Annotated in this window: 18 protein-coding genes; 11 read left to right on the top strand and 7 right to left on the bottom strand. The window is 66.6% G+C overall.

Annotated features, from left to right (window positions below):
* Positions 1-5: 5 nt before the first annotated feature.
* From J2X70_RS18550 to tkt, 7 genes are all read left to right on the top strand, one after another.
* A complete protein-coding gene (locus J2X70_RS18550; protein ID WP_309911606.1) occupies positions 6-935 on the top strand; it encodes a DUF58 domain-containing protein in 930 nt (309 codons plus the stop codon).
* Positions 932-1,381, top strand: coding sequence for a DUF4381 family protein (locus J2X70_RS18545; RefSeq protein ID WP_140226638.1), 450 nt, complete (start codon positions 932-934; stop codon positions 1,379-1,381). The genes J2X70_RS18550 and J2X70_RS18545 overlap by 4 nt, the downstream gene beginning before the upstream one ends.
* Positions 1,378-2,382, top strand: coding sequence for a VWA domain-containing protein (locus tag J2X70_RS18540; RefSeq protein WP_025874237.1), 1,005 nt, complete (start codon positions 1,378-1,380; stop codon positions 2,380-2,382). Before J2X70_RS18545 ends, J2X70_RS18540 begins: the two co-directional genes overlap by 4 nt.
* A complete protein-coding gene (locus tag J2X70_RS18535; protein WP_309911602.1) occupies positions 2,379-4,247 on the top strand; it encodes a tetratricopeptide repeat protein in 1,869 nt (622 codons plus the stop codon). Before J2X70_RS18540 ends, J2X70_RS18535 begins: the two co-directional genes overlap by 4 nt.
* Positions 4,244-5,944 carry a BatD family protein gene (locus J2X70_RS18530; RefSeq protein WP_025874239.1) on the top strand — a complete coding sequence of 567 codons (1,701 nt, stop codon included), beginning with the start codon at positions 4,244-4,246 and terminating at the stop codon, positions 5,942-5,944. Before J2X70_RS18535 ends, J2X70_RS18530 begins: the two co-directional genes overlap by 4 nt.
* Positions 5,945-6,001: 57 nt before the next feature.
* A complete protein-coding gene (locus J2X70_RS18525; protein ID WP_025874240.1) occupies positions 6,002-7,336 on the top strand; it encodes a dicarboxylate/amino acid:cation symporter in 1,335 nt (444 codons plus the stop codon).
* Positions 7,337-7,538: 202 nt separating this feature from the next.
* Positions 7,539-9,536, top strand: a complete 1,998-nt coding sequence (gene tkt, locus J2X70_RS18520; protein ID WP_032977193.1) for a transketolase — start codon at positions 7,539-7,541, stop codon at positions 9,534-9,536.
* Between the two features lie 110 nt (positions 9,537-9,646).
* On the opposite strand, the gene J2X70_RS18515 is transcribed toward tkt, so the two are convergent.
* The 4 genes from J2X70_RS18515 to J2X70_RS18500 form a co-directional block, all read right to left on the bottom strand.
* Positions 9,647-10,213 (bottom strand): NADAR family protein, encoded by a 567-nt coding sequence (locus J2X70_RS18515; protein ID WP_223483267.1) that lies wholly within the window; start codon positions 10,211-10,213, stop codon positions 9,647-9,649.
* A gap of 82 nt (positions 10,214-10,295) precedes the next feature.
* On the bottom strand, positions 10,296-10,706 hold the full coding sequence (locus J2X70_RS18510; protein ID WP_202968391.1) for a hypothetical protein: 411 nt from the start codon (positions 10,704-10,706) through the stop codon (positions 10,296-10,298).
* Positions 10,707-10,867: 161 nt separating this feature from the next.
* A complete protein-coding gene (locus J2X70_RS18505; protein WP_309911599.1) occupies positions 10,868-12,820 on the bottom strand; it encodes an acetyl-CoA hydrolase/transferase C-terminal domain-containing protein in 1,953 nt (650 codons plus the stop codon).
* Between the two features lie 32 nt (positions 12,821-12,852).
* Entirely contained in the window at positions 12,853-13,410 is a 558-nt protein-coding gene (locus J2X70_RS18500) for a flavin reductase family protein (RefSeq protein ID WP_223483259.1), read from the bottom strand.
* A gap of 117 nt (positions 13,411-13,527) precedes the next feature.
* Here J2X70_RS18500 and J2X70_RS18495 point away from each other — a divergent pair, with 117 nt between their 5' ends.
* Genes J2X70_RS18495 through J2X70_RS18485 form a run of 3 tightly spaced genes read left to right on the top strand, consistent with a single transcriptional unit; the run spans position 13,528 to position 15,699 of the window.
* Positions 13,528-13,893 carry a BlaI/MecI/CopY family transcriptional regulator gene (locus J2X70_RS18495; protein WP_032977188.1) on the top strand — a complete coding sequence of 122 codons (366 nt, stop codon included), beginning with the start codon at positions 13,528-13,530 and terminating at the stop codon, positions 13,891-13,893.
* Positions 13,886-15,139: a TonB family protein gene (locus J2X70_RS18490; RefSeq protein WP_309911596.1), complete on the top strand. Its 1,254-nt coding sequence runs from the start codon at positions 13,886-13,888 to the stop codon at positions 15,137-15,139. The genes J2X70_RS18495 and J2X70_RS18490 overlap by 8 nt, the downstream gene beginning before the upstream one ends.
* Complete coding sequence (locus J2X70_RS18485) at positions 15,139-15,699, top strand: hypothetical protein (RefSeq protein ID WP_033831872.1); 561 nt, start codon at positions 15,139-15,141, stop codon at positions 15,697-15,699. Before J2X70_RS18490 ends, J2X70_RS18485 begins: the two co-directional genes overlap by 1 nt.
* 41 nt (positions 15,700-15,740) lie before the next feature.
* On the opposite strand, the gene J2X70_RS18480 is transcribed toward J2X70_RS18485, so the two are convergent.
* The 3 genes from J2X70_RS18480 to J2X70_RS18470 all read right to left on the bottom strand — a co-directional run bounded on the left by J2X70_RS18480 (position 15,741) and on the right by J2X70_RS18470 (position 18,543).
* A complete protein-coding gene (locus J2X70_RS18480; protein WP_033831871.1) occupies positions 15,741-16,541 on the bottom strand; it encodes an MBL fold metallo-hydrolase in 801 nt (266 codons plus the stop codon).
* Positions 16,542-16,551: 10 nt separating this feature from the next.
* Complete coding sequence (locus J2X70_RS18475) at positions 16,552-17,370, bottom strand: S1/P1 nuclease (protein ID WP_309911593.1); 819 nt, start codon at positions 17,368-17,370, stop codon at positions 16,552-16,554.
* A 543-nt stretch (positions 17,371-17,913) separates the two neighbouring features.
* Positions 17,914-18,543 (bottom strand): OmpW family outer membrane protein, encoded by a 630-nt coding sequence (locus J2X70_RS18470; protein ID WP_025874251.1) that lies wholly within the window; start codon positions 18,541-18,543, stop codon positions 17,914-17,916.
* A gap of 193 nt (positions 18,544-18,736) precedes the next feature.
* On the opposite strand from J2X70_RS18470, the gene gap reads away from it, so the two are divergent.
* Positions 18,737-19,741, top strand: coding sequence for a type I glyceraldehyde-3-phosphate dehydrogenase (gap, locus tag J2X70_RS18465; RefSeq protein WP_025874252.1), 1,005 nt, complete (start codon positions 18,737-18,739; stop codon positions 19,739-19,741).
* Positions 19,742-19,750: the final 9 nt, after the last annotated feature.

Raw genomic sequence — 19,750 nt, 5'->3', positions numbered from 1 at the left:
CGCGCATGATCGGCACGACCAACGGACCTGCTCCGGGTGCCAGCGAAGGCGATGGCCTGCGACCGCAACTGGCCGAGCTGGTGGCATTGCGCCGCCTGGCACAGCGTCCGCCGCCGCCTCGTCGTGGGCGCGCGGGCAGCGCCGGGCAAGCGCCTTCGCCGCTGCGCGGACGCGGCATGGAATATGCAGAATCGCGCGAATACGTGGCGGGCGACGACGCGCGCCACATCGACTGGCGCGTCACCGCGCGCACCGGGCGCACGCACACCAAATTGTTCCAGGCAGAACGCGAACGGGTCACCCTGATCGTTGCCGATACTTCACCTGCGCTGTACTTCGGTACCCGCGTGCGCTTCAAGTCGGTGCAGGCAGCACGCGCTGGCGCGGTTGCGGCATGGTCCGCGCAGCGCCGCGGCGACCGCATCGGTGCATTGCGCGGTAGTGACCGCGAGGCGCCGATCGCGCCGGCCGGCGGTGCCCGCGGCGTACTGCGCGTACTCGATGCACTCACGCGCTGGTACGCGCAGCCACCTGCCGATGACCTTGGCCTGGAACGCGCGCTGGACCATGCCGGTCGGGTGCTGCGTCCCGGCGCCCGGATGCTGGTACTGGCCGATCCGCAGCAGGCGATCCGGATTCCGCCGGCGCGCTGGAGCGCGTTGGCCCAGCACCATGACCTGAGTCTGCTGCTGCTGGTCGATCCGCTTGAGTTGCAGCCGCCAACGGCGCCCCTGCAGTTTCTCGCCGCGCAGCAGCGCATCGGCCTGGACCTGCGCCGCAGCGATGTGCAGGCGCACTGGCAGGCGCATTTCGTTGAACCGCTGCAGCAGCTGCGCAGCCAGCTTGCCGCGCGTCGCGTCGATGTGCAGGTGCTGTCCACCGATGCGGCCAGCGACGCCTGGCTGGCACCGGCACCGACGGAGGTGCCGGCATGAGTGCCTCCCTGCCACTGCGCGACGTGCAGTTGCCGCCCTCGCCAGCGTGGTGGCCCCCCGCACCTGGCTGGCTGATGCTGATCGCATTGGTTCTGCTGTTGCTGGCCATCGTTGCTGCGGTGGCATGGCGTCGTCGTCGCCGCCGCCAGCAGTGGATGCGCGTGTTCGATCAGGAGATTGCGGCAGTGAACGGCGCGCCGTCGGAACTTGCGGCCATCGCCAGCCTGCTGCGGCGTGCGGCGCGTCAGGCGCGACCGGGTAGCGAGGCACTACGCGATGACGCGTGGTGGCAGCATATCGACCCCAAGGACACCCTGCCGCCTGCGCAGCGCAACCTGCTGGCCGAGGGGGCCTATCGTCCACACGTGGATGCCGCTGCCGTGGCCGACGTGCGCGCGTGGGCGCGGGCGCGCTACCTGGCGTTGCTGCAGGAGCGCCGCCGATGAGCGCGCTTGCAGCTTACTGGCCATGGCCGGATCTGCAGCTGGCCTGGCCGCTGGCACTGCTGGCACTGCCGTTGCCGATCCTGATGTTGGCGTGGAAGCGGCGGGCCGATCCGGGCGCTGCGTTGCGCGTGCCCTACGCCGCTGCCGAACTGGAAGCACTGGCTGGCGGCGGTCGTGTCGGCGTTTCCTGGCTGCGCAGCGGCTTGCTGTGGCTGGGCTGGCTGGCGCTGTGCGTGGCGATGGCGCGTCCGCAGCAGCTGGGTGAGGCGATCACCCCGCCGCAGGAAGGCCGGCAGATGATGCTGGCGATGGACGTGTCCGGCAGCATGAGCGAGCCGGACATGGTGCTTGGTGCGCAGGCGGTGGAGCGCTTGACCGCAGCCAAGGCGGTGCTGGCCGATTTCCTGGACCGTCGTGCCGGCGATCGCGTCGGCCTGCTGGTGTTCGGTGATCGTGCCTACACACTCACACCGTTGACTGCGGATCTGTCCAGCGTGCGCGATCAACTGCGCGACAGCGTGGTTGGCCTTGCCGGGCGCGAGACGGCCATTGGTGACGCCATCGCGCTGGCGGTCAAACGCCTGCGCAATCAGCCCGAAGGGCAGCGTGTATTGATCCTGCTGACCGACGGCGTCAGCAACGCCGGTGTGCTGGAACCTCTGCGCGCAGCCGAGCTGGCGCGTGCCGAAGGGGTGCGCGTGCACACCGTGGCGTTTGGCAGCGACGGTAGTGCGCGGTTCTTCGGCATTCCCGTGGCCGCCGACCGCGACCCGGTGGATGAGGCAACGCTGCGCAGGATCGCCGAGATGACCGGCGGCCGCTTCTTCCGTGCGCGTGACACCGACCAGCTGGCTGGCATCTATGCCGAACTGGACAGACTGGAGCCAATCGCAGCGAAGGGACCGACACTGCGTCCGCGCAACGAGCGCTATGCATGGCCACTGGCCGTCGCCTTGCTGCTGGGTGCGTTGGCGTGGGTATGGCCGGAGCGTCGCCGATGAGCGCCACTTTTCTGAAGATGCCCGACTGGAGCGCGTTCGAGTGGAGTGCGTTGCATTTCCTGCGGCCGGACGGCTTGTGGCTGCTGGCGGCACTGCCGTTGATCGTCGCCGTGGCCATCTACCGGCAACGGCGCAGCGACGCGTGGCGGCAGGCGGTCGACGCCCATCTGCTGTCGCAGCTCCTGGCGGGCGAGGGCAAGCGACGCACGCGCCTGCCATGGGCATTGCTGTTGGGCTGGACCCTGGCGGCACTGGCGATGGCTGGCCCCAGCTGGAGGCAGCAGGCGCAGCCGATCTATCAGGCCAGTGCGCCGTTGGTGGTGGTGCTGGATCTCTCCAGCCGCATCACCGCGACCGACCTGCCACCCTCGCGCCTGCTGCAGGCGCGGGCAAAGATCGGTGCGCTGCTGCGCGCCCGTCAAGGCGGCCAGGTGGGTCTGGTGGTGTATGCCGAAGATGCCTATACCGTGGCGCCGTTGACCGACGACGCTGCCAACGTGGCGCTGTACCTGGACGCGCTGTCGCCGGAGGTGATGCCGCGTGATGGACAGCGCGCCGACCGTGGCATCGACTGGGCGGTCAGGTTGCTGCGGCAGACCGGTGCCCTGCGCGGCCAGATCCTCCTGGTCAGCGACCAGGCTGACAGCGAAGCGGCGCTTGCCGCAACGCAGGCGCGTGGCCTCGGCCTGCAGGTGTCGGTGCTGGGCCTGGGCACACCATCCGGCGCCGCTTATCGCGATGGTCAAGGCCAGATCGCACAGGCCGCGCTGGATGAAACCAGCCTGCGCGCCGTCGCCACCGCAGGTGGCGGGCGTTACCAGCGCATCGCCAGCGATGATCGCGACCTGAAGGCATTGGACGTACTTGATGCCAGCGACGGCGGTGCGTTGCAGCGGCCCGGGCAGGCCCGGCAGTGGCAGGACGAAGGCTATTGGTTGTTGCCGCCGGTGATGCTGCTGGCACTGCTGGCGTTCCGTCGCCGCGCGGTGCTGGCGGCGGTGCTGGCCGTGGGTCTTCTGCCCTTGAGCGGGCAGTTGCAGGCACAGCCGCGCGCGCCCATGGCTGCGCCGACAGCGGGCACGATGTGGGAACGTGCCGACCAGCGTGAGCATGCACGCCTGGCCGAGGGTGTGCAGGCGTACCGTCAAGGTGATTTCGCCACTGCCCGCAAGCAGTTCGAAGGCATCGACAGCGATGCGGGCTGGTACAACCTCGGCAACGTGCTTGCCCGCCAGGGCGACTACGACGGTGCCATCGCCGCCTACGACAAGGCCTTGGCGCGCCACCCGCAGATGGCCGACGCCGTCGCCAACCGTGCGGTGGTCGACGCCGCGCGCAAGCGCAAGTCGTCGTCGAACAACAGCCAGGGGCAGGGCAAGGGGCAGCAGAAGCCGCAGCAGGGACAGCAGCAGAACCAGCAGGGCCAGCAAGGCCAACAAGGTCAGCAGAATCAGCAGCAGGGCCAGCAAGGCCAGCAAGGTCAGCAGAATCAGCAGCAGGGCCAGCAAGGCCAACAAGGCCAACAAGGCCAGCAGGAACCGCAGGGCCAGAAGGGCCAGCAGAACCCGGCGTCTGCAGGTGCCGGCGAGCAGGGGGCGAAGCAGGAGCCGCCGCAGGCAGCCGACGCGCAGGCCCAGGCGCAGGCCGATGCCCAGCAGCGCCAGCGCATGCAGCAGGCCCTGCAGCAGGCGCGCGCCGGCGAAGCCGGCAAGGCAGCAGTGCGCGGCGATGGCGGCACACCGCAACAGCGTGAGGAACAGCAGGCCGTAGAGGCGTGGATGCGGCGCGTGCCGGATGATCCGGGGGCACTGCTGCGGGCCAAGTTCCAGTTGGAAAACGAACGTAGAAAGAGGGAAGGGCGATGACAGGCATGGCGAGCAGGCAAATCCGGTGGCCTCTGCCTGTGCTGGCGATGCTGCTGCTGTGGCTGCCGATGGTGGCCATGGCGCAGACGCGCGCCTGGCTGGAGCAGGACAGCATCGCCGCCGGTGATGCGGTCACCCTGCACATCGAGACCGACCAGGGCGCGCCAGACTATGCACCGTTGAATGCCGATTTCGTGCTCAGTGCGCAGAGCAGCAACCGCCAGGTGCAGTGGAGCAATGGCGGTGTGCAGCAGCGCAACCTCTATACGGTTGCGTTGACGCCGCGCCGCACCGGTACGCTGCAGGTGCCTTCATTACAGGTAGGCGCAGCTCGCACGGTGCCCTTGGTGCTGCAGGTAAGTGATGCCGTGGTGGCCACCCCGCAGAGCAATGCCACCGCCTTCATCGAAACCGAGGTGGATGACCCGACGCCCTACGTGCAGCAGAGCGTGGGCGTGGTGGTCAGGCTGTACTTCGCCTCGCAGCTGGCGTCGGGCGAACTGGTGCTCGACACACCCAGTGGCGCTTCGCTGCAGCGGGTGGGGGAGGATCGCAGCGACGTGCGCCAGGTCAACGGCCGTCGCTACAACGTGGTCGAACGTCGCTTCCTGCTGATCCCCGAGCGCAGCGGGGCGTTGCGCCTGCCGGGCGCGCGCTTCACCGGCCGCAGTGCAGGTGGATTCTTCGATGACTTCTTCGGGAGCGGTGGCGATGGCCGCATGAATGCCGTCGGTGCCGAACGCACGCTGCAGGTGCAGGCGCAACCGGCGCAGGCCGTGCAGCCGTGGCTGCCCCTGCACAGCCTGCAATTGCGCTACACCGCCGCACCCAGCAGTGCGCGCACGGGCGAAGCGGCCACCGTGATGGTCGAAGCGATCGCCAATGGCGCTACCCGGGCCCAGTTCACCGATCTGCCCGTGCCCGACCTCGGCGACGCCGCACAGGTGTTCGCCGAACCTGCCCAGTACGAGGAGACCTTCAACGGCAGCACGCCACGCCTGAAGATCACCCGTCGCTATTCGATCGTGCCGCGGCAGGTTGGATCCCTGCGTGTGCCCGGGCCGCGCGTGGCCTGGTGGAACGTGGACAGTGGCAGTGCCCAGCAGGCCAGCCTGCCGGATCTGGAACTGGCCGTGGCCGCAGGCCGGGCCGGCGCGCCGGTGGCACAACCGATCGACACCGATGCCGCGTTGCCGGGAGACGCCGCACCCACCGCTGCATCCTCTCTTGCACCCACCGCAGCAAGTTCCCGGCCGTGGCCGTGGATGGCGGCCGCCGCAGGCCTGGCGCTGCTATGGCTGTTGACCCTGGCATGGGGATGGCGACGTGGCCGCCGTGCCGTCGTCCACACCCATCCGGTTCCCCGGCCAGGAGCCAGTGCCCCTGCAACGTCCTCGCGTGCCAGCGTGGCCGAGCTGCGCCGGGCGATCGATGGCGAGGGCTTCGACCAGGTAGAGGCGCTGCTGTGTTCGATGGCCGGCGTGGAACGCCTGGAACAGGTGATCGAGCGCCTGGCCGATCCGGCCCAGCGGCAGACCCTGCAGGCGTTGCAGCAGGCGCGCTGGGGCGGGATGGGGGATGTCAGCGCGCTGCGGGCCCGCCTGCGCGAAAGCTTCCGTGACGGACCGCACTGGTCGGCCGCCACCGGTGCCGTCGACACTGGGTTGCCGCCGCTGTATCCGCCGCGGCAACCCTGAACCGGCGCGGCTTGCGCGCTTTGTTAGAGTAGATTCATTTTTCGAGGAATCCCGCGCATGACAGCAGCTGCTGCCGACAAGAAGAAGTTGCCCCTGCATTGGAAGATGGGCATCGGCTTTGCGATCGGCCTGGTCCTGGGACTGATCGTGCATGCCCTGGGCGGCAGCATCGAAGGCCTGCAGACCGGTGCCAAGTGGGTAATGGACTACGTCACCACCCCGGCGTCGGGCCTGTTCCTCAACCTGATCTTCATGCTGATCGTGCCGCTGATCTTCTCGGCGCTGATCATGGGCGTGTCGGAGATGGGCGACATCCGCGCCCTTGGCCGCATCGGCTGGAAGACGCTGGCCTACACCGTGCTGCTGTCCGGCATCGCGGTGGGTATCGGCCTGGTGCTGGTCAACCTGCTCAAGCCCGGTGCCGGCGTCGACCCGCAGGTGGCCGCGCTGATGCTGTCGGAGAATGCCGAGCGCAGCAAGGAAATCGTTGCTGGCATCCATGGCACGCCGAAGGGCATGGACATGCTGCTGTCGATCGTGCCGAGCAACGTGCTGCAGGCCGCCTCCGACAATGGCGCGATCCTGTCGCTGATGTTCTTCGCGCTGATGTTCGGCATCGGCATGGTGCTGACCGACGAGGCCAAGGTCGCCCCGCTGCGTCGCGCCATCGAAGGCGTGTTTGAGATCTCGATGACCCTGATCAACCTGGTCATCCGCCTGGCGCCGTATGCAGTGGCCTGCTTCATGTTCAACCTGGCCGCGCTGTTCGGTTTCGATCTGATCATCCGCCTGGGTGCGTATGTGGGCGTGGTGGTGCTGGCGTTGGGCCTGCACATGGTGGTGACCTACGGCACCGCGGTATGGCTGTCGGGCCGTTCACCGCTGGCGTTCTTCCGCCAGACCCAGGAGGCCACGGTGATGGCCTTCTCCACCGCCTCCAGCAACGCCACCCTGCCGACCGCGCTGCGCGTGGCCGACCAGATGGGCCTGCCGCAGCGCGTGTCGCGCTTCGTGCTGACCGTGGGCGCCACCGCCAACCAGAACGGCACGGCGCTGTTCGAGGGCGTGACGGTGATCTTCCTGGCCCAGTTCTTCGGTGTCGACCTGAGCATCGGCCAGCAGGTCATGGTGATGGCGGTCTGCATCCTTGGTGGTATCGGTACGGCCGGTGTGCCGTCCGGCTCGCTGCCGGTGGTGGCGATGATCTGTGCGATGGTCGGCGTCAATCCGCTGGGCATCGGTCTGATCCTGGGCGTGAACCACTTCCTGGACATGTGCCGCACCGCGCTGAACGTGACCGGCGACCTGGCCCTGACCACGCTGGTGGCCAAGGGCGAAGCGCCGGACACTCCGGCCGAGGCCGCTGCCGCCGCGGCCCGTCTGGACAACTGACCCAGGCAATGCCTGATCGGGGTCGGATCCCTTTCCGCAGGAAGGGGCTCCGACCCCTCTTCATATGCGGAATCCAGCGCAGATCACGACGTTGCCGGCCAACGGCCGGCACTAATGCCCTGGTCGACCTGACCCTGCCGGGCGTCTGTGGGACAATAGGCCGCCCGCAGTTCCGCGGCCGCCTCCCGATTCCGACAGAACCATGACGCAGCCTACCCGTCGCCAGTTGGCCAACGCCATCCGCTTCCTCGCCGCCGATGCGGTTGAAACCGCAAAGTCCGGCCATCCCGGCATGCCCATGGGCATGGCCGACATCGCCGAAGTCCTCTGGAACGACTACCACCGTCACAACCCGAACAACCCGCAGTGGTTCAACCGCGACCGCTTCGTGCTGTCCAACGGCCACGGCTCGATGCTGCAGTACGCGCTGCTTCACCTGAGCGGGTATGACCTGCCGATCGAGCAGCTGAAGGCATTCCGCCAGCTGGGCAGCCACACCGCTGGCCATCCGGAGCGTCACGAGACCCCGGGCGTGGAGACCACCACCGGTCCGCTGGGCCAGGGTTTCGCCAACGCCGTCGGTTTTGCCTTGGCCGAGAAGCTGCTGGCACAGCGCTTCAACCGCCCGGAGCTGGAAATCGTCGACCACCGCACCTGGGTGTTCATGGGCGATGGCTGCCTGATGGAGGGCATTTCCCACGAAGCCGCCTCGCTGGCCGGCACCTGGGGCCTGCACAAGCTGGTCTGCTTCTGGGATGACAACCACATCTCCATCGACGGCAACACCGAAGGCTGGTTCACCGACAACACCCCGGAGCGTTTCGAGGCCTATGGCTGGAACGTGGTCCGTGGCGTCGATGGCCACGATCCGGAGAGCATCAAGGCCGGTATCGAAGCGGCCCTGTCGCAGGACGGCAAGCCGACCCTGATCTGCTGCCGCACCACCATTGGTTTCGGCTCGCCGAACAAGTCCGGCAAGGAATCCAGCCACGGCGCACCGCTGGGCAAGGACGAACTGGAAGCCACCCGCAAGGCGCTGGACTGGAACTACGGCCCGTTCGAGATTCCGGAAGAGATCTACGCCGGCTGGCGTGCCGGCGGTACCGGCACCCTGCGCCAGGCCGAGTGGGAGCAGCAGTTCGACAAGTACGCTGCGCAGTACCCGGCCGAAGCTGCTGAACTGACCCGCCGCTCGCATGGCGATCTGCCGGCCGACTTCATCGCCAAGGCCGACGCCTACATCGCCCAGGTTGCCGCCGAAGGCCAGACCATTGCGTCGCGCAAGGCGTCGCAGCTGGCCATCGAGGCGTTCGCGCCGCTGCTGCCGGAAATCGTGGGCGGTTCGGCTGACCTGGCGCACTCGAACCTGACCCTGTGGAAGGGCAGCAAGTCCGTCGCCACCGACGATGCCAATGCCAACTACGTGTACTACGGTGTGCGCGAGTTCGGCATGACCGCGATCGCCAATGGCCTGGCCCTGCACGGTGGTTTCATCCCGTTCGACGCCACCTTCCTGGTGTTCAGCGATTACGCCCGCAATGCCGTGCGCATGAGCGCGCTGATCCCGGCCCACGCCATCCACGTCTACACCCACGACTCGATCGGCCTGGGCGAAGACGGCCCGACCCACCAGCCGGTGGAGCATCTGGCCTCGCTGCGCTACATCCCGAACAATGACGTGTGGCGCCCGTGCGATGCCGTCGAGTCGGCCGTGAGCTGGAAGGCTGCGATCACCCGTCAGGACGGCCCGAGCTGCCTGGTGTTCAGCCGCCAGAACCTGCCGCACCAGCCGCGCGACGCTGAGCAGATCGCACAGATCGAGCGCGGTGGTTACGTGCTGGCCGATGCTGCCGGCACTCCGGACGTGATCCTGATCGCCACCGGTTCGGAAGTCTCGCTGGCGACCGAAGCGAAGGCCCAGCTGGATGCGGCCGGCCTGAAGACCCGCGTGGTCTCGATGCCGTCCACCGATGTGTTCCTGCGCCAGGATGCGGCCTACCGCGAATCGGTGCTGCCGAACGCCGTGCGCAAGCGCGTGGCCATCGAAGCTGGCGTTACCGGCTTCTGGCGCCAGTTCGTCGGCCTGGACGGTGCAGTGATCGGTATCGACACCTTCGGTGCCTCGGCCCCGGCCGACAAGCTGTACCAGCACTTCGGCATCACCACCGCGCACGTGGTGGAAGCAGCCAAGGCGCTGTAAGTCCCGCTGCAATGGAATAGGGAAAAGGCCGGCGAAAGCCGGCCTTTTCTTTGCCGGGCGATCCGTTTCGCCCGCCGTGCCCGTAGATCCACGCCACGCGTGGATGCGCGTTACATCGTGTCCCGCACGTCCATCAGCGCAAACCCCAGCAGATTCAATCCGCGCCACCGCGCCGGGTTGTGGGCGTCGGCGTGATCCTTGGCCAGGCCGATTCCCCAGATAAAATCCACCGGACTGGCTTCCACCAGAACCTGGTCTGCCGTGGCGCGCAGAAAATCACCCAGCGCCGCATTCTGCGAGAACTTGGCCCGATTGCCTTCGACCACCAGGGCGTAGCGCGCCTGCGCCCAGAGAGCCTCGTCGAAGCCCTCGATCTTCCGGCCCAGCGCTTTCACCTTGTCAGGCGTGCGGCTGGCGAGAACCTGTTCGAGGATGTCGGTGGCACCAAACAGTCGCGCTTTGCCGGCCATCATGTAGTGTTCTGCGGTGCGGTAGTGCACGCCATCGATGCTGAAACCTGCGTCATACCACTGGCTGAAACACGACGCCGCCACGCCCATGCGCGGCGGCTGGTGGCCCCAGAAGCACAGATAACGCAGGTGCTCGCCATCGGCTTGGCGGCGTTGCAGGTCATGCAGGAAACGGGAATCGTCGTTCATCCGCACAGCGTAGCGCATGAACACGCTGACGCCTTGGCGTGCACGTGCCCGAGGCTGTCCAGGGGAGGTGTTCCAGGTCAGTGCTACGGTGTTCCTTGGATCAGCCTTGGCTGCCGATGGATTCCTTGATGAGCCGTTGATGCTCACTCAAGGCCTGGTTGAAGTCGGCAAGTGCAAATGTCACTGGTTTGCTATCTGGATACCAGCACGTGGAGGCGCCGACTTCCAGGCCCCCGGTTTCACTGCGACCGAACCGCTGCCAGCGCACGACATCGCCCTCGATCACCTGCTCGGTCATCAGCGTAGAACAGGCGAAATCCATGTCGTCACTACACACCAGCAGCGGCACCAGGGTGGAGGTTCCATTCGCGGCAGGGATGATGCGCCGATTGGCCAGCGCATCCTCATCCTCGTCGATCAACCACATCAGTGAAAGACCATGCACTTCGAGGTCGGGATGGTCCAGATGCTGGGCCAGCCACAGCTCGATCGGCACATCGTTGATGGCCAACCATGCACAACTGCTGCTCGAGAAGCACGCTCTGTGGTGGATGGCTGTAATGCGGTGGCGCATGAGACGTAATCGGGAAAATGATCGAGCGATCGTGATACAGGAATGGCGAGCCAATGCCAAGCCAGCCCGCCAGCCCAGTCCTGCAATCGGCGATGCAGCTACGCGGTGCGCGCCAGGGCCAGCCTCAACAACCGTGCATTGAGCCGTTCGCCGAAGTCCTTGGGCGACTGCAGTTCCATCCGCTGCAGATACACCGCGTCACCATCACCTGCAGGCTGCCACAGCGCGTCCCACACGGTACGCAGCTTGCTGCCGCGCGTCTGTGTATTGGCCTTCAGCCAGCCCAGTGCCTTCACCAGTACCTGTTCGATCTCGGTGAAGTCGCTGCCCAACGGGTAATCGGGCAGGGTGCCATCGTTGCGGAACGGCGCCAGCGCCGCCGCCAGCGCCTGGGATGTATTGCGCTGCAGCCGCTGCGCATCAGGTTGCGCCGTGGCGGCCAGCTTGCGTGCCGAAAAGGCCTGCTGCAGCAGGGCGCCCTGGAACGGTGCTTCGGTGATGGCCGCCATCGCGTGCACACAGTCGTCGTCGGTCAGGCCACGCACGTCGGCGATACCGTACTCGTTGAGATAGATGTCACGCAGGTGGCGCGGAATGGTTGTGTGCCCGTAGTTCCAGCGCACGTTGGATTCGCGCTGGCCGCGGTCATCACGGGCAGCGCGGAACATCAGCACACTGCGCGCTTCGGGCAGGGCGTGCGCCATCGCCACGAAGTTGTACTGGCCGCCCACGCCGGAGACCACACGGCCATCCTCCAGCGCGTCGGATACCGCCGCGCCCAGCACGGTGGCCATCATGCAGGAATTGAAGAAGCGGGCGTGACGGCGCTGCAGGCGCTCCAGCGTTTCGTTGCCACCGTACAGTTGGTTGATCTCGCTGATGCGGCGCATGCCGATCGCCCGGCATTCGTCATCGGGCAGGGTGCGCAGCCATTCGTAGAATTCGGATGAGCCCAGGTAGAACGCGCCGTGCAGGTATTCGCCCTCGGCCTCCAACGTGGCATGGTCGATGGACAGCGTGCTGCCGTTCTCGATGCGCTGCATCAGTGCCAGATCGTCATGCACCTTGCGCTTGATCACACCGGTCTGCACCAGCCGGCGGAAACCCTCGTTGAGCATTTCGCTGCAGCCGTACAGGCCGATCTCGAACGGGTCCAGTCCGCCGATCTCCTGTACCAGCGGATGGCTGGCCAGTTGCGGATCCAGCGCGTTCAACACGCGGCGGTAGCGTGCGTTGTCGGTGTGGCGCAGTACCAATGCGTGGCTGAGTGCATCGGCCAGGGTGCCGATGCCGATCTGCAGGGTGCCACCGTCGCGCACCAGGGTGCTGGCATACAGGCCGATGGCGTAGTCGGCGTCGGCCACCGGTTGCCGTGGCAGGCCGAACAACACCGGATACGGCGCTGGCGGGGTGATGACCAGATCGAAGAAGGACACGTCCACCGTGGCCGTGCCGCCAAGATAGGGCAGCTGCGGATCGATCTCGGCGACCAGCAGCGGGCGCGGCAGGCCGCGTGCGGTCATCGCGTCCAGCGTGTCCTGGGTGATGTCGTTGTTGCAGGACAGCGAAAGGCGTCGGTCGTCCGGGCGCATCGCCACTTTCTGCACGATCACCTGCGGCGCGCGCTGCGCTACCGCGTCGGCAGCGTGGGTGTAGTTGAGGCTGGTGTAGCTGGATTGCGCCTGTCGCGAACCGAGCAGGGCACCGGACTGCATGTAGAACTCTTCCACCTGCACATGCGCTGGCAACGCATCGCGGGCGATTGCATCGGCGTAGGCCAGGCGCGGGAAGTCTTCACCGAAGTGGCGGGCCGCGAACGGTGCCAGGAAACGTGCTTCCAGGCCGTTGCCCTTTGCCTGCGGCGGGTTCAGTGACAGCGCGGTATACAGCTGCAGCGGCCGCGACGGGTCCTGTTCGACGCGCGCATACAGGGCGTTGAGCAGGCGGTGTGGTTTACCCAGCGCCAGCGGCGCACCGATCCGCAGCGGCCCATCCACGCGCGCAAACAGCCAGTCAACGGCGGCGTCGAGGTCGGTGAGGTGTTCGGTCATCCGGGGCGGTCCTGCTTGGGGGAGTGCTGGCATTACAGCATGTCGGGCTTGAACCGCCGTCGACGCGAGACTTCGGCACCGGACACCATGAACTGCCCATCGCCCCGGTAATGCACCGTGCGCGGCAGCTTTGGGCGAGGCGCAACATGGGCGCGCACGATTTCCCAGATGAACAGGTTGCTCGATTCGACCTGGCTGTCGTCATGCAGGCGGCACTCGAAGCTGGAATGGCACTGGCCCACCAGCGGTGCCCCCACCTCCCGCGCAGGCATCGCATCCAGGCCGAACCGTTCGAACTTGTCCACGTCACGGCCGCTGCAGTTGCCGATATCGACCACCGTGTCCAGCAGCTCCACGCCCGGGATGTTGATCACGCATTCGCCGCTGCTGCGGGCCAGGCTGAAGCTATGGTTCTCGTTCCACAGGTAGGTGGCCACCAGCGAGGGCGAGAAGCCCATCACCATGTGCCAGCCCATCGTCATCAGGTTGCACTGGCCTTGCCAGGCGGTACTGACCAGCACGATGGGGCCGGGCTCGAGGAAGCGTCGGGCCTGCTCGACCGGGAAATCACGTTTGCGCAAGGGCTTCATGCCGGTACCTGCGGTGGAGGCCCCCATGCTGGCGCAGGCGCGATGAATTACCGGTCGAGGGGTTGACAGCTGATTCGATTACGCGCGTAATCCAATCGTCGATTACGGATGTAAACCATGACCCCGATCAGCGAAGCCGAAGCCGTTGTGATGGAGGTGCTGTGGCAGCAGGCACCGCGCAGCGCCGACGAGGTGGTGGCCGCACTGGCGCACCGCGACTGGGCTGAGCCGACCATCAAGACCCTGCTCAACCGCCTGCTGACCAAGGGCGCGATCGCCGCCGAGCGCGATGGCCGGCGCTACCTGTACCGGCCGCTGCTGCAACGCCAGGCCTGGGTGGAGGCGCAGAGCCAGGACTTCATCGGCCGTGTCTTCGAAGGGCGCGTGGCACCGCTGGTCGCGCACTTCAGCGAACGCGGCCAGCTCAGCGCACAGGACATCGCCGAACTGAAGAAGCTGATCCAGGAGCTGGACCATGAATGAGCTGCTCGACGGACTGTGGCAGGCCAGCTTGTGGTTGGCGGTGGGCGTGATCCTGCTGGCGGTGACGCGGCCGTTGCTGGTGCGATTGGGCGGCGCCGGGCTGGCCTACCGTAGCTGGTGGCTGCTGCCCCTGATGTTGGCCACGCTGTTGATTCCCCTGCCACAGGTCGCGCTGTTGCAGCATGTGCCGACCTTGCCGCTGAAGGTCGTGCCGGAAGCCGTGGACAGCCTGCCAACGGCGTCGCTGCAATGGCCCTTGCTTCTGTTGGTGGTGTGGGCGCTGGGCGCGGGCGTCTGCCTGTTGCGCGACCTGCGCGCACAGCGCCGCTTCGAACGCGGCATGGGCGGCCTGCAGGCACGCACCGATGGCAGCTGGCAGGCCAGTGGCGATCCTGGGCTGCCGGCGCTGGTGGGCCTGTGGCGGCCGCGCATCGTGGTCGGCCCCGATTTCGACCAGCAGTTCACTGCACAGGAGCAGGCGCTGATCCTGCAGCACGAGCACAGCCATCGTCGCAATGGCGATCACTGGGCCAACGGCGTACTGCTGCTGATGCGCGCGGTGTTCTGGTTCCATCCGCTGCTGCCATGGGCCGCACGCCGTTTCCTGCGTGACCAGGAACTGGCCTGCGACGCCCGCACCATTGCCCCGCAGCCTGCGCTGCGCGGCCTCTACGCCAGCACGCTGCTGAAGGCGCAGCTGGTCCACCCGGTTGCGCCGGCGGTATGCCACTGGCGCAGCCAACCCGTGTTGAAGGAGCGTATCGCCATGTTGAAGCAGTCCAAGCGGAAGGCATTGCCGTGGGTGTCGGGGCAGGTGCTGGTGGTCGGGTTGTGCCTGGGCGTGGGGGCGGTGGCGTGGGCCAGCCAGAGTGGGACAGCGGGCGTGCCGTCGATCAACGTAGAACCGTTCGAATATGCTGGAGAAGACGCGGCCGAAGCGGGGCTCGACCGTCCGATCCAGGTCGACAAGATGTCGCCGCCCTCGTATCCGAAGTCTGCGATCGAGCAGCGTCAGGTAGGCGTGGTGAACCTGCGCGTGCAGGTGGATGCCAAGGGACACCCCGCCGATGTGCAGGTGCTCAGCGCCACCAATCCGGGCGTGTTCGAAGCGGTATCGATTGCAGCAGCGCGAAGCTGGACCTATCGCCCGGCGCTGAAGAACGGCAAGCCGGTGGCGGGCGCAGTACGCATTCCGATCACCTTCGCCATGGATGAGAGCGACGACGTGACGGAGACCGCCAGGTGATGCGCATCGCGCTGCTGTTGGCAGTGGGGATGCTGGCAGGCTGCGCCACCCAGGAACGGTTGACCACCGTCGATACCCGCAATGAGAGTGTCGGCCATCAGCGCCTGCATGCGGAAGGGAAAGGCGGCAGCGGCCAGGTGCAGGCGTACACGCTGGGAGCGACCGAAGGCTATCGGATGCCGCAGCTGTATGCGGCGCCGGATCCGCAGATCGGTGATCGTGACCCGCGCACCGAGCTGGCGCCGACCACGATCTGCCTGCAGGTGGTGATCGATGCCGAAGGCGCTGTCGAGCGAAGCCTGGCGCTGGTCGACCGCAGCGAATGCGCGGCAGGCGCGGCGAGCGAGAATGCGCCGCTGTTGCAGGCTGCGCAGGAGGCGGTGGCGATGTGGAAGTATTCGCCCGCCGCGGTCTGCCACTTCGCCCCCGGCAAGGTGCCGAGCGACCGTGGCGACTGCCAAGGCGCCGAGCGCGTCGAACCGGTGCCGGTGAGCCTGCTGTATGCCTTCACCTTCGAGATCGTGAAGGGCCAGCATGTGGTGCACACGCAGGGCAAATGACGCGGTGTCATTGCTGGCGCGATGAGGCGATCGTGCGGGCCCTACGCGCCGCCCTGGATGTTGGCCTTCACCGCTGGCTGCATCAGCTGCGGTTCTGCCAGCGTCGCATCACGCGCCTGGCGCACGCTGACGAACTCCGCCTCGGCCACGCCTTCATGCACGTGGATGTTGTGCGCGCGCTGTTCACCAATGGTGGTTTCGTTGGCGAAATCGCGTCCGCCCGGGCCGTAGTCGTGGCAGACGAATACGCGGGTGGCATCGGGCAGGGCCAGCAGGCGCTGGATCGAGCGGTACAGCTGCGCAGCATCGCCGCCGGGGAAATCGCAGCGTGCGGTGCCGCCATCGGGCATGAACAACGAATCGCCGGTGAACAGCGCATCGTCGATCAGATAGGCGATGCTGTCGCTGGTGTGGCCGGGTACGGCGATGATGCGCCCCTGCAGTTCACCCAGTGCGAAGGTCTCGCCATCAGCGAACAGGTGATCGAAGACGGCATGTTCCTCGGGCAGCTGCAGGCCATAGCGCGGTGCAAACGTGGCCTGCACCGCACGGATGCCTTCGCCGATGGCCAGCGTCGCATCCGGGAACCGTTGCTTGAGCCGACGTCCTGCCGACACGTGGTCGGCATGGGCGTGGGTTTCCAGCAGCCAGCGCACGTGCAGCTGCTGTTGCGCGATGGCATCGAGCATCGCGCGCACCGGCGATTCGCTGCTGGCGTCGGTATCCGGGTCGTAATCCAGTACCGGGTCGATCAGCGCGGCCTCGCTGCTGGCCGGGTCGCTGACCAGGTAGCTGAAGGTGTTGCTGTCACGGTGGAAGAACGATTGCACCTGGACCGACATCGGGCACTCCTCAGCGTGTGGCGAGCACGCGGTTCAGCAACTGCGCCAGGTTTTCACCGGCCAGTCGCAGCTGCGCTTCGGCCACCGGCCGGTAGCGCGTGGTGTAGTCGTCGCCGATCTTACGCGAGGCAGGGTAAACGCCAGGTTGCACCGAAATGCGGCAGCTGGCTTCAGCCCAGCTGACCGGATCGCGCTGCGGGTTGGACTGGCGTGCCAGCTTCGGCGCCGGCAGTGCGCGCAGCACCGGCAGGTAACCGGCATCGTCGACCTTGCGGGTATTGAGCATGCCGCTGTCCCACAGCGAGTGCAGGTTGGTACCGCGGTTGCCGAACTGCAGCTGGAAATCGTTGCCGCCCTTGTCGTGGCCGTAGCCGGCGTGCATCGGCTGGTGGATGTCACCGACCAGATGCACGACGAATTTCAGCGCCTGCAGGCGCTCGCCATCGGTCAGGCTGCGGTCGCCGAGGATCGCGCTCTGCGCCTTCAGCGCTTCGACGATGCAGTTGCCGCTCCTGCAGTGCTTCGGCGCCTCGTAGTGGCAGCCATCTTCGGCGATGTTGACGTAGTGCCAACCGGCCGAGCGACGGCCCAGGCCCGGGTCCTTGGCGCGCAGCTGGTCGGCCCAGGGCGCGATGCTGGCAAGGGTGGCGCCGGGTTCGGTGGCCAGCAGGCGGTCGACTTCAGCGCGCGTGGTCGGGTTGAGGCGGCTGTCGGCGACTTCGGCGACCAGGCGGTGGCCTTGCGCGCCCCAGGCATGGGCGGGTGCGGACAGGGTCAGCAGGGCCGGCGCGAGGGCGGCGGCGAGGAACAGGGAGTGCAGTGCTTTCATCCGCTCATTCTAGCCAGCGGGGGAGAAGGGTGGTTGATGGAAAGCGGCGCGTTCATTGTCGTCGGGGTGTGTGCGGCCGGGGCAGGCAGTGCGGGACACGCCGTAAACCCATCCATGGGGGCTCGATGGCGCCATCCATGGCGCCAACGGTCCCGCGCTACCTGCCCCTACCGCACACCTCCAACATGGCCGCGGTGGCGGATGCAAACGTCAGAAGCAGAATCAGAGTCAAATGCAGGATCGCATCCGGCCGATGGCAACTGGGTCATGCGGGTGCCGGCTGCTGCTTGCGCCTGCGCGCGCGGAAAAATGGAAGGGGTGGGGCAAGTGGGTTGCTCAGGACCGTTCGCCGCATGGATGCGGCGATCGAGCCTACATGGACGTATTTACGGCGTGTCCTGAGCAACTCACTTGCCCCACCCAAACGCAGATCCGCGCTCTGCACCAACAAAAAAGCCCCGGCACACACATACCGGGGCAACATGCTGCGAGGGTTTTGCCTGTAGCGGGGGAGCGGGGGCGCAGCCCCCGCCAATCAACCCCTTAGAACTTGAAGACGTAGGACGCGCCGTAGACCAGCGGATCGATGTTGACCGTGCCGATCTTCTCGCCGTCGAGCTTCACCTTGCTGTCGATGTCGATCCAGCGCATGTCCACGCGCAGGGCGCCCTTCTCGCCAATCGCAAAGTCGATGCCCGCATGCGCGGCCAGGCCCCACGAATCCTGCAGCTTCAGCTTGCTGCCCGCCAGCGCACCGGTGGTGTCTTCGCTGAAGAAGGTCGTGTAGTTCAGGCCGGCGCCCACGAACGGCGACACCTTGCCCTTGCTGTTGAAGTGGTACTGCAGGGTGACCACCGGCGGCAGCTGCTTGGTGCTGCCCACGCGGCCCAGGCCGTTGATGTTGATGTCGTGCTTGAACGGCAGCGCCGCCAGTACTTCGATGCCCAGGTTGTCGGCGATGAAGTACTCACCGGTGATGGTCGGCTTGACGTCGTTGTCGACGTCGACCTTCAGGGTGCCGCCGGCCAGCCAGCCGTTGTTCGACTTCGGGGCGACCTGGTGCACGCCAGCGGAAAGGGTCCAGTCGCCCTTGGACTGGGCCATGGCCGGGGCAGCGGCCAACGACAGGGCGGCGGCCAGGCTGGCCACGATCAGGGGGGAGGTCTTGCGCATGGGGGTGATCTCGTTGCTGGGTGGATGTGGCCAGTCTCGGCCTCACGCCGCGCTAACGCTTTGATCCGGATCAAATCCTGTCCGGCCCCCGTCCCGGCGGCGGGCTTGGCCGGCGGTGGTCAAGGCCGGCCTGCTAGACTTGTGGGCCCTATCCACCCCGCCGCACCTGTCGCGGCTGCAGGAGCTTGAGAACATGGCAATCAAGGTTGGTATCAACGGTTTCGGTCGCATCGGGCGTAACGTCCTGCGCTCGGCGGTGCTGAACTTCGGCGACGACATCGAAATCGTGGCCATCAACGATCTGCTGGAGCCGGATTACCTGGCCTACATGCTCAAGTACGACTCCGTGCACGGCCGTTTCAAGGCCGACGTAGCCGTCGATGGCAAGGATCTGCTGGTCAACGGCAAGAAGATCCGCCTGACCCAGGAACGCGATCCGTCCAACCTGAAGTGGGACGAAGTCGGCGTTGACGTCGTGCTCGAAGCCACCGGCCTGTTCCTGGACAAGGTCAGTGCGCAGAAGCACATCGATGCCGGCGCCAAGAAGGTCATCCTGTCGGCACCGTCGAAGGACGACACGCCGATGTTCGTGTTCGGCGTGAACGACAAGACCTACGCTGGCCAGGCGATCATCTCCAACGCCTCGTGCACCACCAACTGCCTGGCGCCGCTGGCCAAGGTCATCAATGACAAGTGGGGCATCAAGCGCGGCCTGATGACCACCGTGCATGCGGCCACCGCCACGCAGAAGACCGTCGATGGCCCGTCCAACAAGGACTGGCGCGGCGGCCGCGGCATCCTGGAGAACATCATTCCGTCCTCCACCGGTGCCGCCAAGGCCGTCGGCGTTGTCATCCCGGAACTGAACAAGAAGCTGACCGGCATGAGCTTCCGCGTGCCGACCTCGGACGTGTCGGTGGTCGACCTGACCGTCGAGCTGGAAAAGGAAGCCACCTACGCCGAGATCTGCGCCGAAGTGAAGGCACAGAGCGAAGGCGCGCTGAAGGGCATCCTGGGCTACACCGAAGACAAGGTGGTGGCCACCGATTTCCGCGGTGAAACCCACACCTCGGTGTTCGACGCAGACGCCGGCATCGCGCTGGACGGCACCTTCGTCAAGCTCGTGTCGTGGTACGACAACGAGTGGGGCTATTCCAACAAGTGCCTGGAAATGGCCAAGGTCGTCGCAGCCAAGTAAGGCCTGCGA

The sequence above is a fragment of the Stenotrophomonas sp. 1337 genome (assembly GCF_031455455.1).
GTDB classification, from domain to species: domain Bacteria; phylum Pseudomonadota; class Gammaproteobacteria; order Xanthomonadales; family Xanthomonadaceae; genus Stenotrophomonas; species Stenotrophomonas indicatrix.
Note: the sequence above shows the minus strand (reverse complement) of the source record. Positions and strands in the feature narration are given on the sequence as shown.

Bases quoted from the DNA above. Each gene is read 5' to 3' on its own strand.
- J2X70_RS18550 (WP_309911606.1), top strand. From the start codon at position 6: ATGATCGGCACGACCAACGGACCTGCTCCGGGTGCCAGCGAAGGCGAT.
- J2X70_RS18545 (WP_140226638.1), top strand. From the start codon at position 932: ATGAGTGCCTCCCTGCCACTGCGCGACGTGCAGTTGCCGCCCTCGCCA.
- J2X70_RS18540 (WP_025874237.1), top strand. From the start codon at position 1,378: ATGAGCGCGCTTGCAGCTTACTGGCCATGGCCGGATCTGCAGCTGGCC.
- J2X70_RS18535 (WP_309911602.1), top strand. From the start codon at position 2,379: ATGAGCGCCACTTTTCTGAAGATGCCCGACTGGAGCGCGTTCGAGTGG.
- J2X70_RS18530 (WP_025874239.1), top strand. From the start codon at position 4,244: ATGACAGGCATGGCGAGCAGGCAAATCCGGTGGCCTCTGCCTGTGCTG.
- J2X70_RS18525 (WP_025874240.1), top strand. From the start codon at position 6,002: ATGACAGCAGCTGCTGCCGACAAGAAGAAGTTGCCCCTGCATTGGAAG.
- tkt (WP_032977193.1), top strand. From the start codon at position 7,539: ATGACGCAGCCTACCCGTCGCCAGTTGGCCAACGCCATCCGCTTCCTC.
- J2X70_RS18515 (WP_223483267.1), bottom strand. From the start codon at position 10,213: ATGCGCTACGCTGTGCGGATGAACGACGATTCCCGTTTCCTGCATGAC.
- J2X70_RS18505 (WP_309911599.1), bottom strand. From the start codon at position 12,820: ATGACCGAACACCTCACCGACCTCGACGCCGCCGTTGACTGGCTGTTT.
- J2X70_RS18500 (WP_223483259.1), bottom strand. From the start codon at position 13,410: ATGAAGCCCTTGCGCAAACGTGATTTCCCGGTCGAGCAGGCCCGACGC.
- J2X70_RS18495 (WP_032977188.1), top strand. From the start codon at position 13,528: ATGACCCCGATCAGCGAAGCCGAAGCCGTTGTGATGGAGGTGCTGTGG.
- J2X70_RS18490 (WP_309911596.1), top strand. From the start codon at position 13,886: ATGAATGAGCTGCTCGACGGACTGTGGCAGGCCAGCTTGTGGTTGGCG.
- J2X70_RS18485 (WP_033831872.1), top strand. From the start codon at position 15,139: ATGCGCATCGCGCTGCTGTTGGCAGTGGGGATGCTGGCAGGCTGCGCC.
- J2X70_RS18480 (WP_033831871.1), bottom strand. From the start codon at position 16,541: ATGTCGGTCCAGGTGCAATCGTTCTTCCACCGTGACAGCAACACCTTC.
- J2X70_RS18475 (WP_309911593.1), bottom strand. From the start codon at position 17,370: ATGAAAGCACTGCACTCCCTGTTCCTCGCCGCCGCCCTCGCGCCGGCC.
- J2X70_RS18470 (WP_025874251.1), bottom strand. From the start codon at position 18,543: ATGCGCAAGACCTCCCCCCTGATCGTGGCCAGCCTGGCCGCCGCCCTG.
- gap (WP_025874252.1), top strand. From the start codon at position 18,737: ATGGCAATCAAGGTTGGTATCAACGGTTTCGGTCGCATCGGGCGTAAC.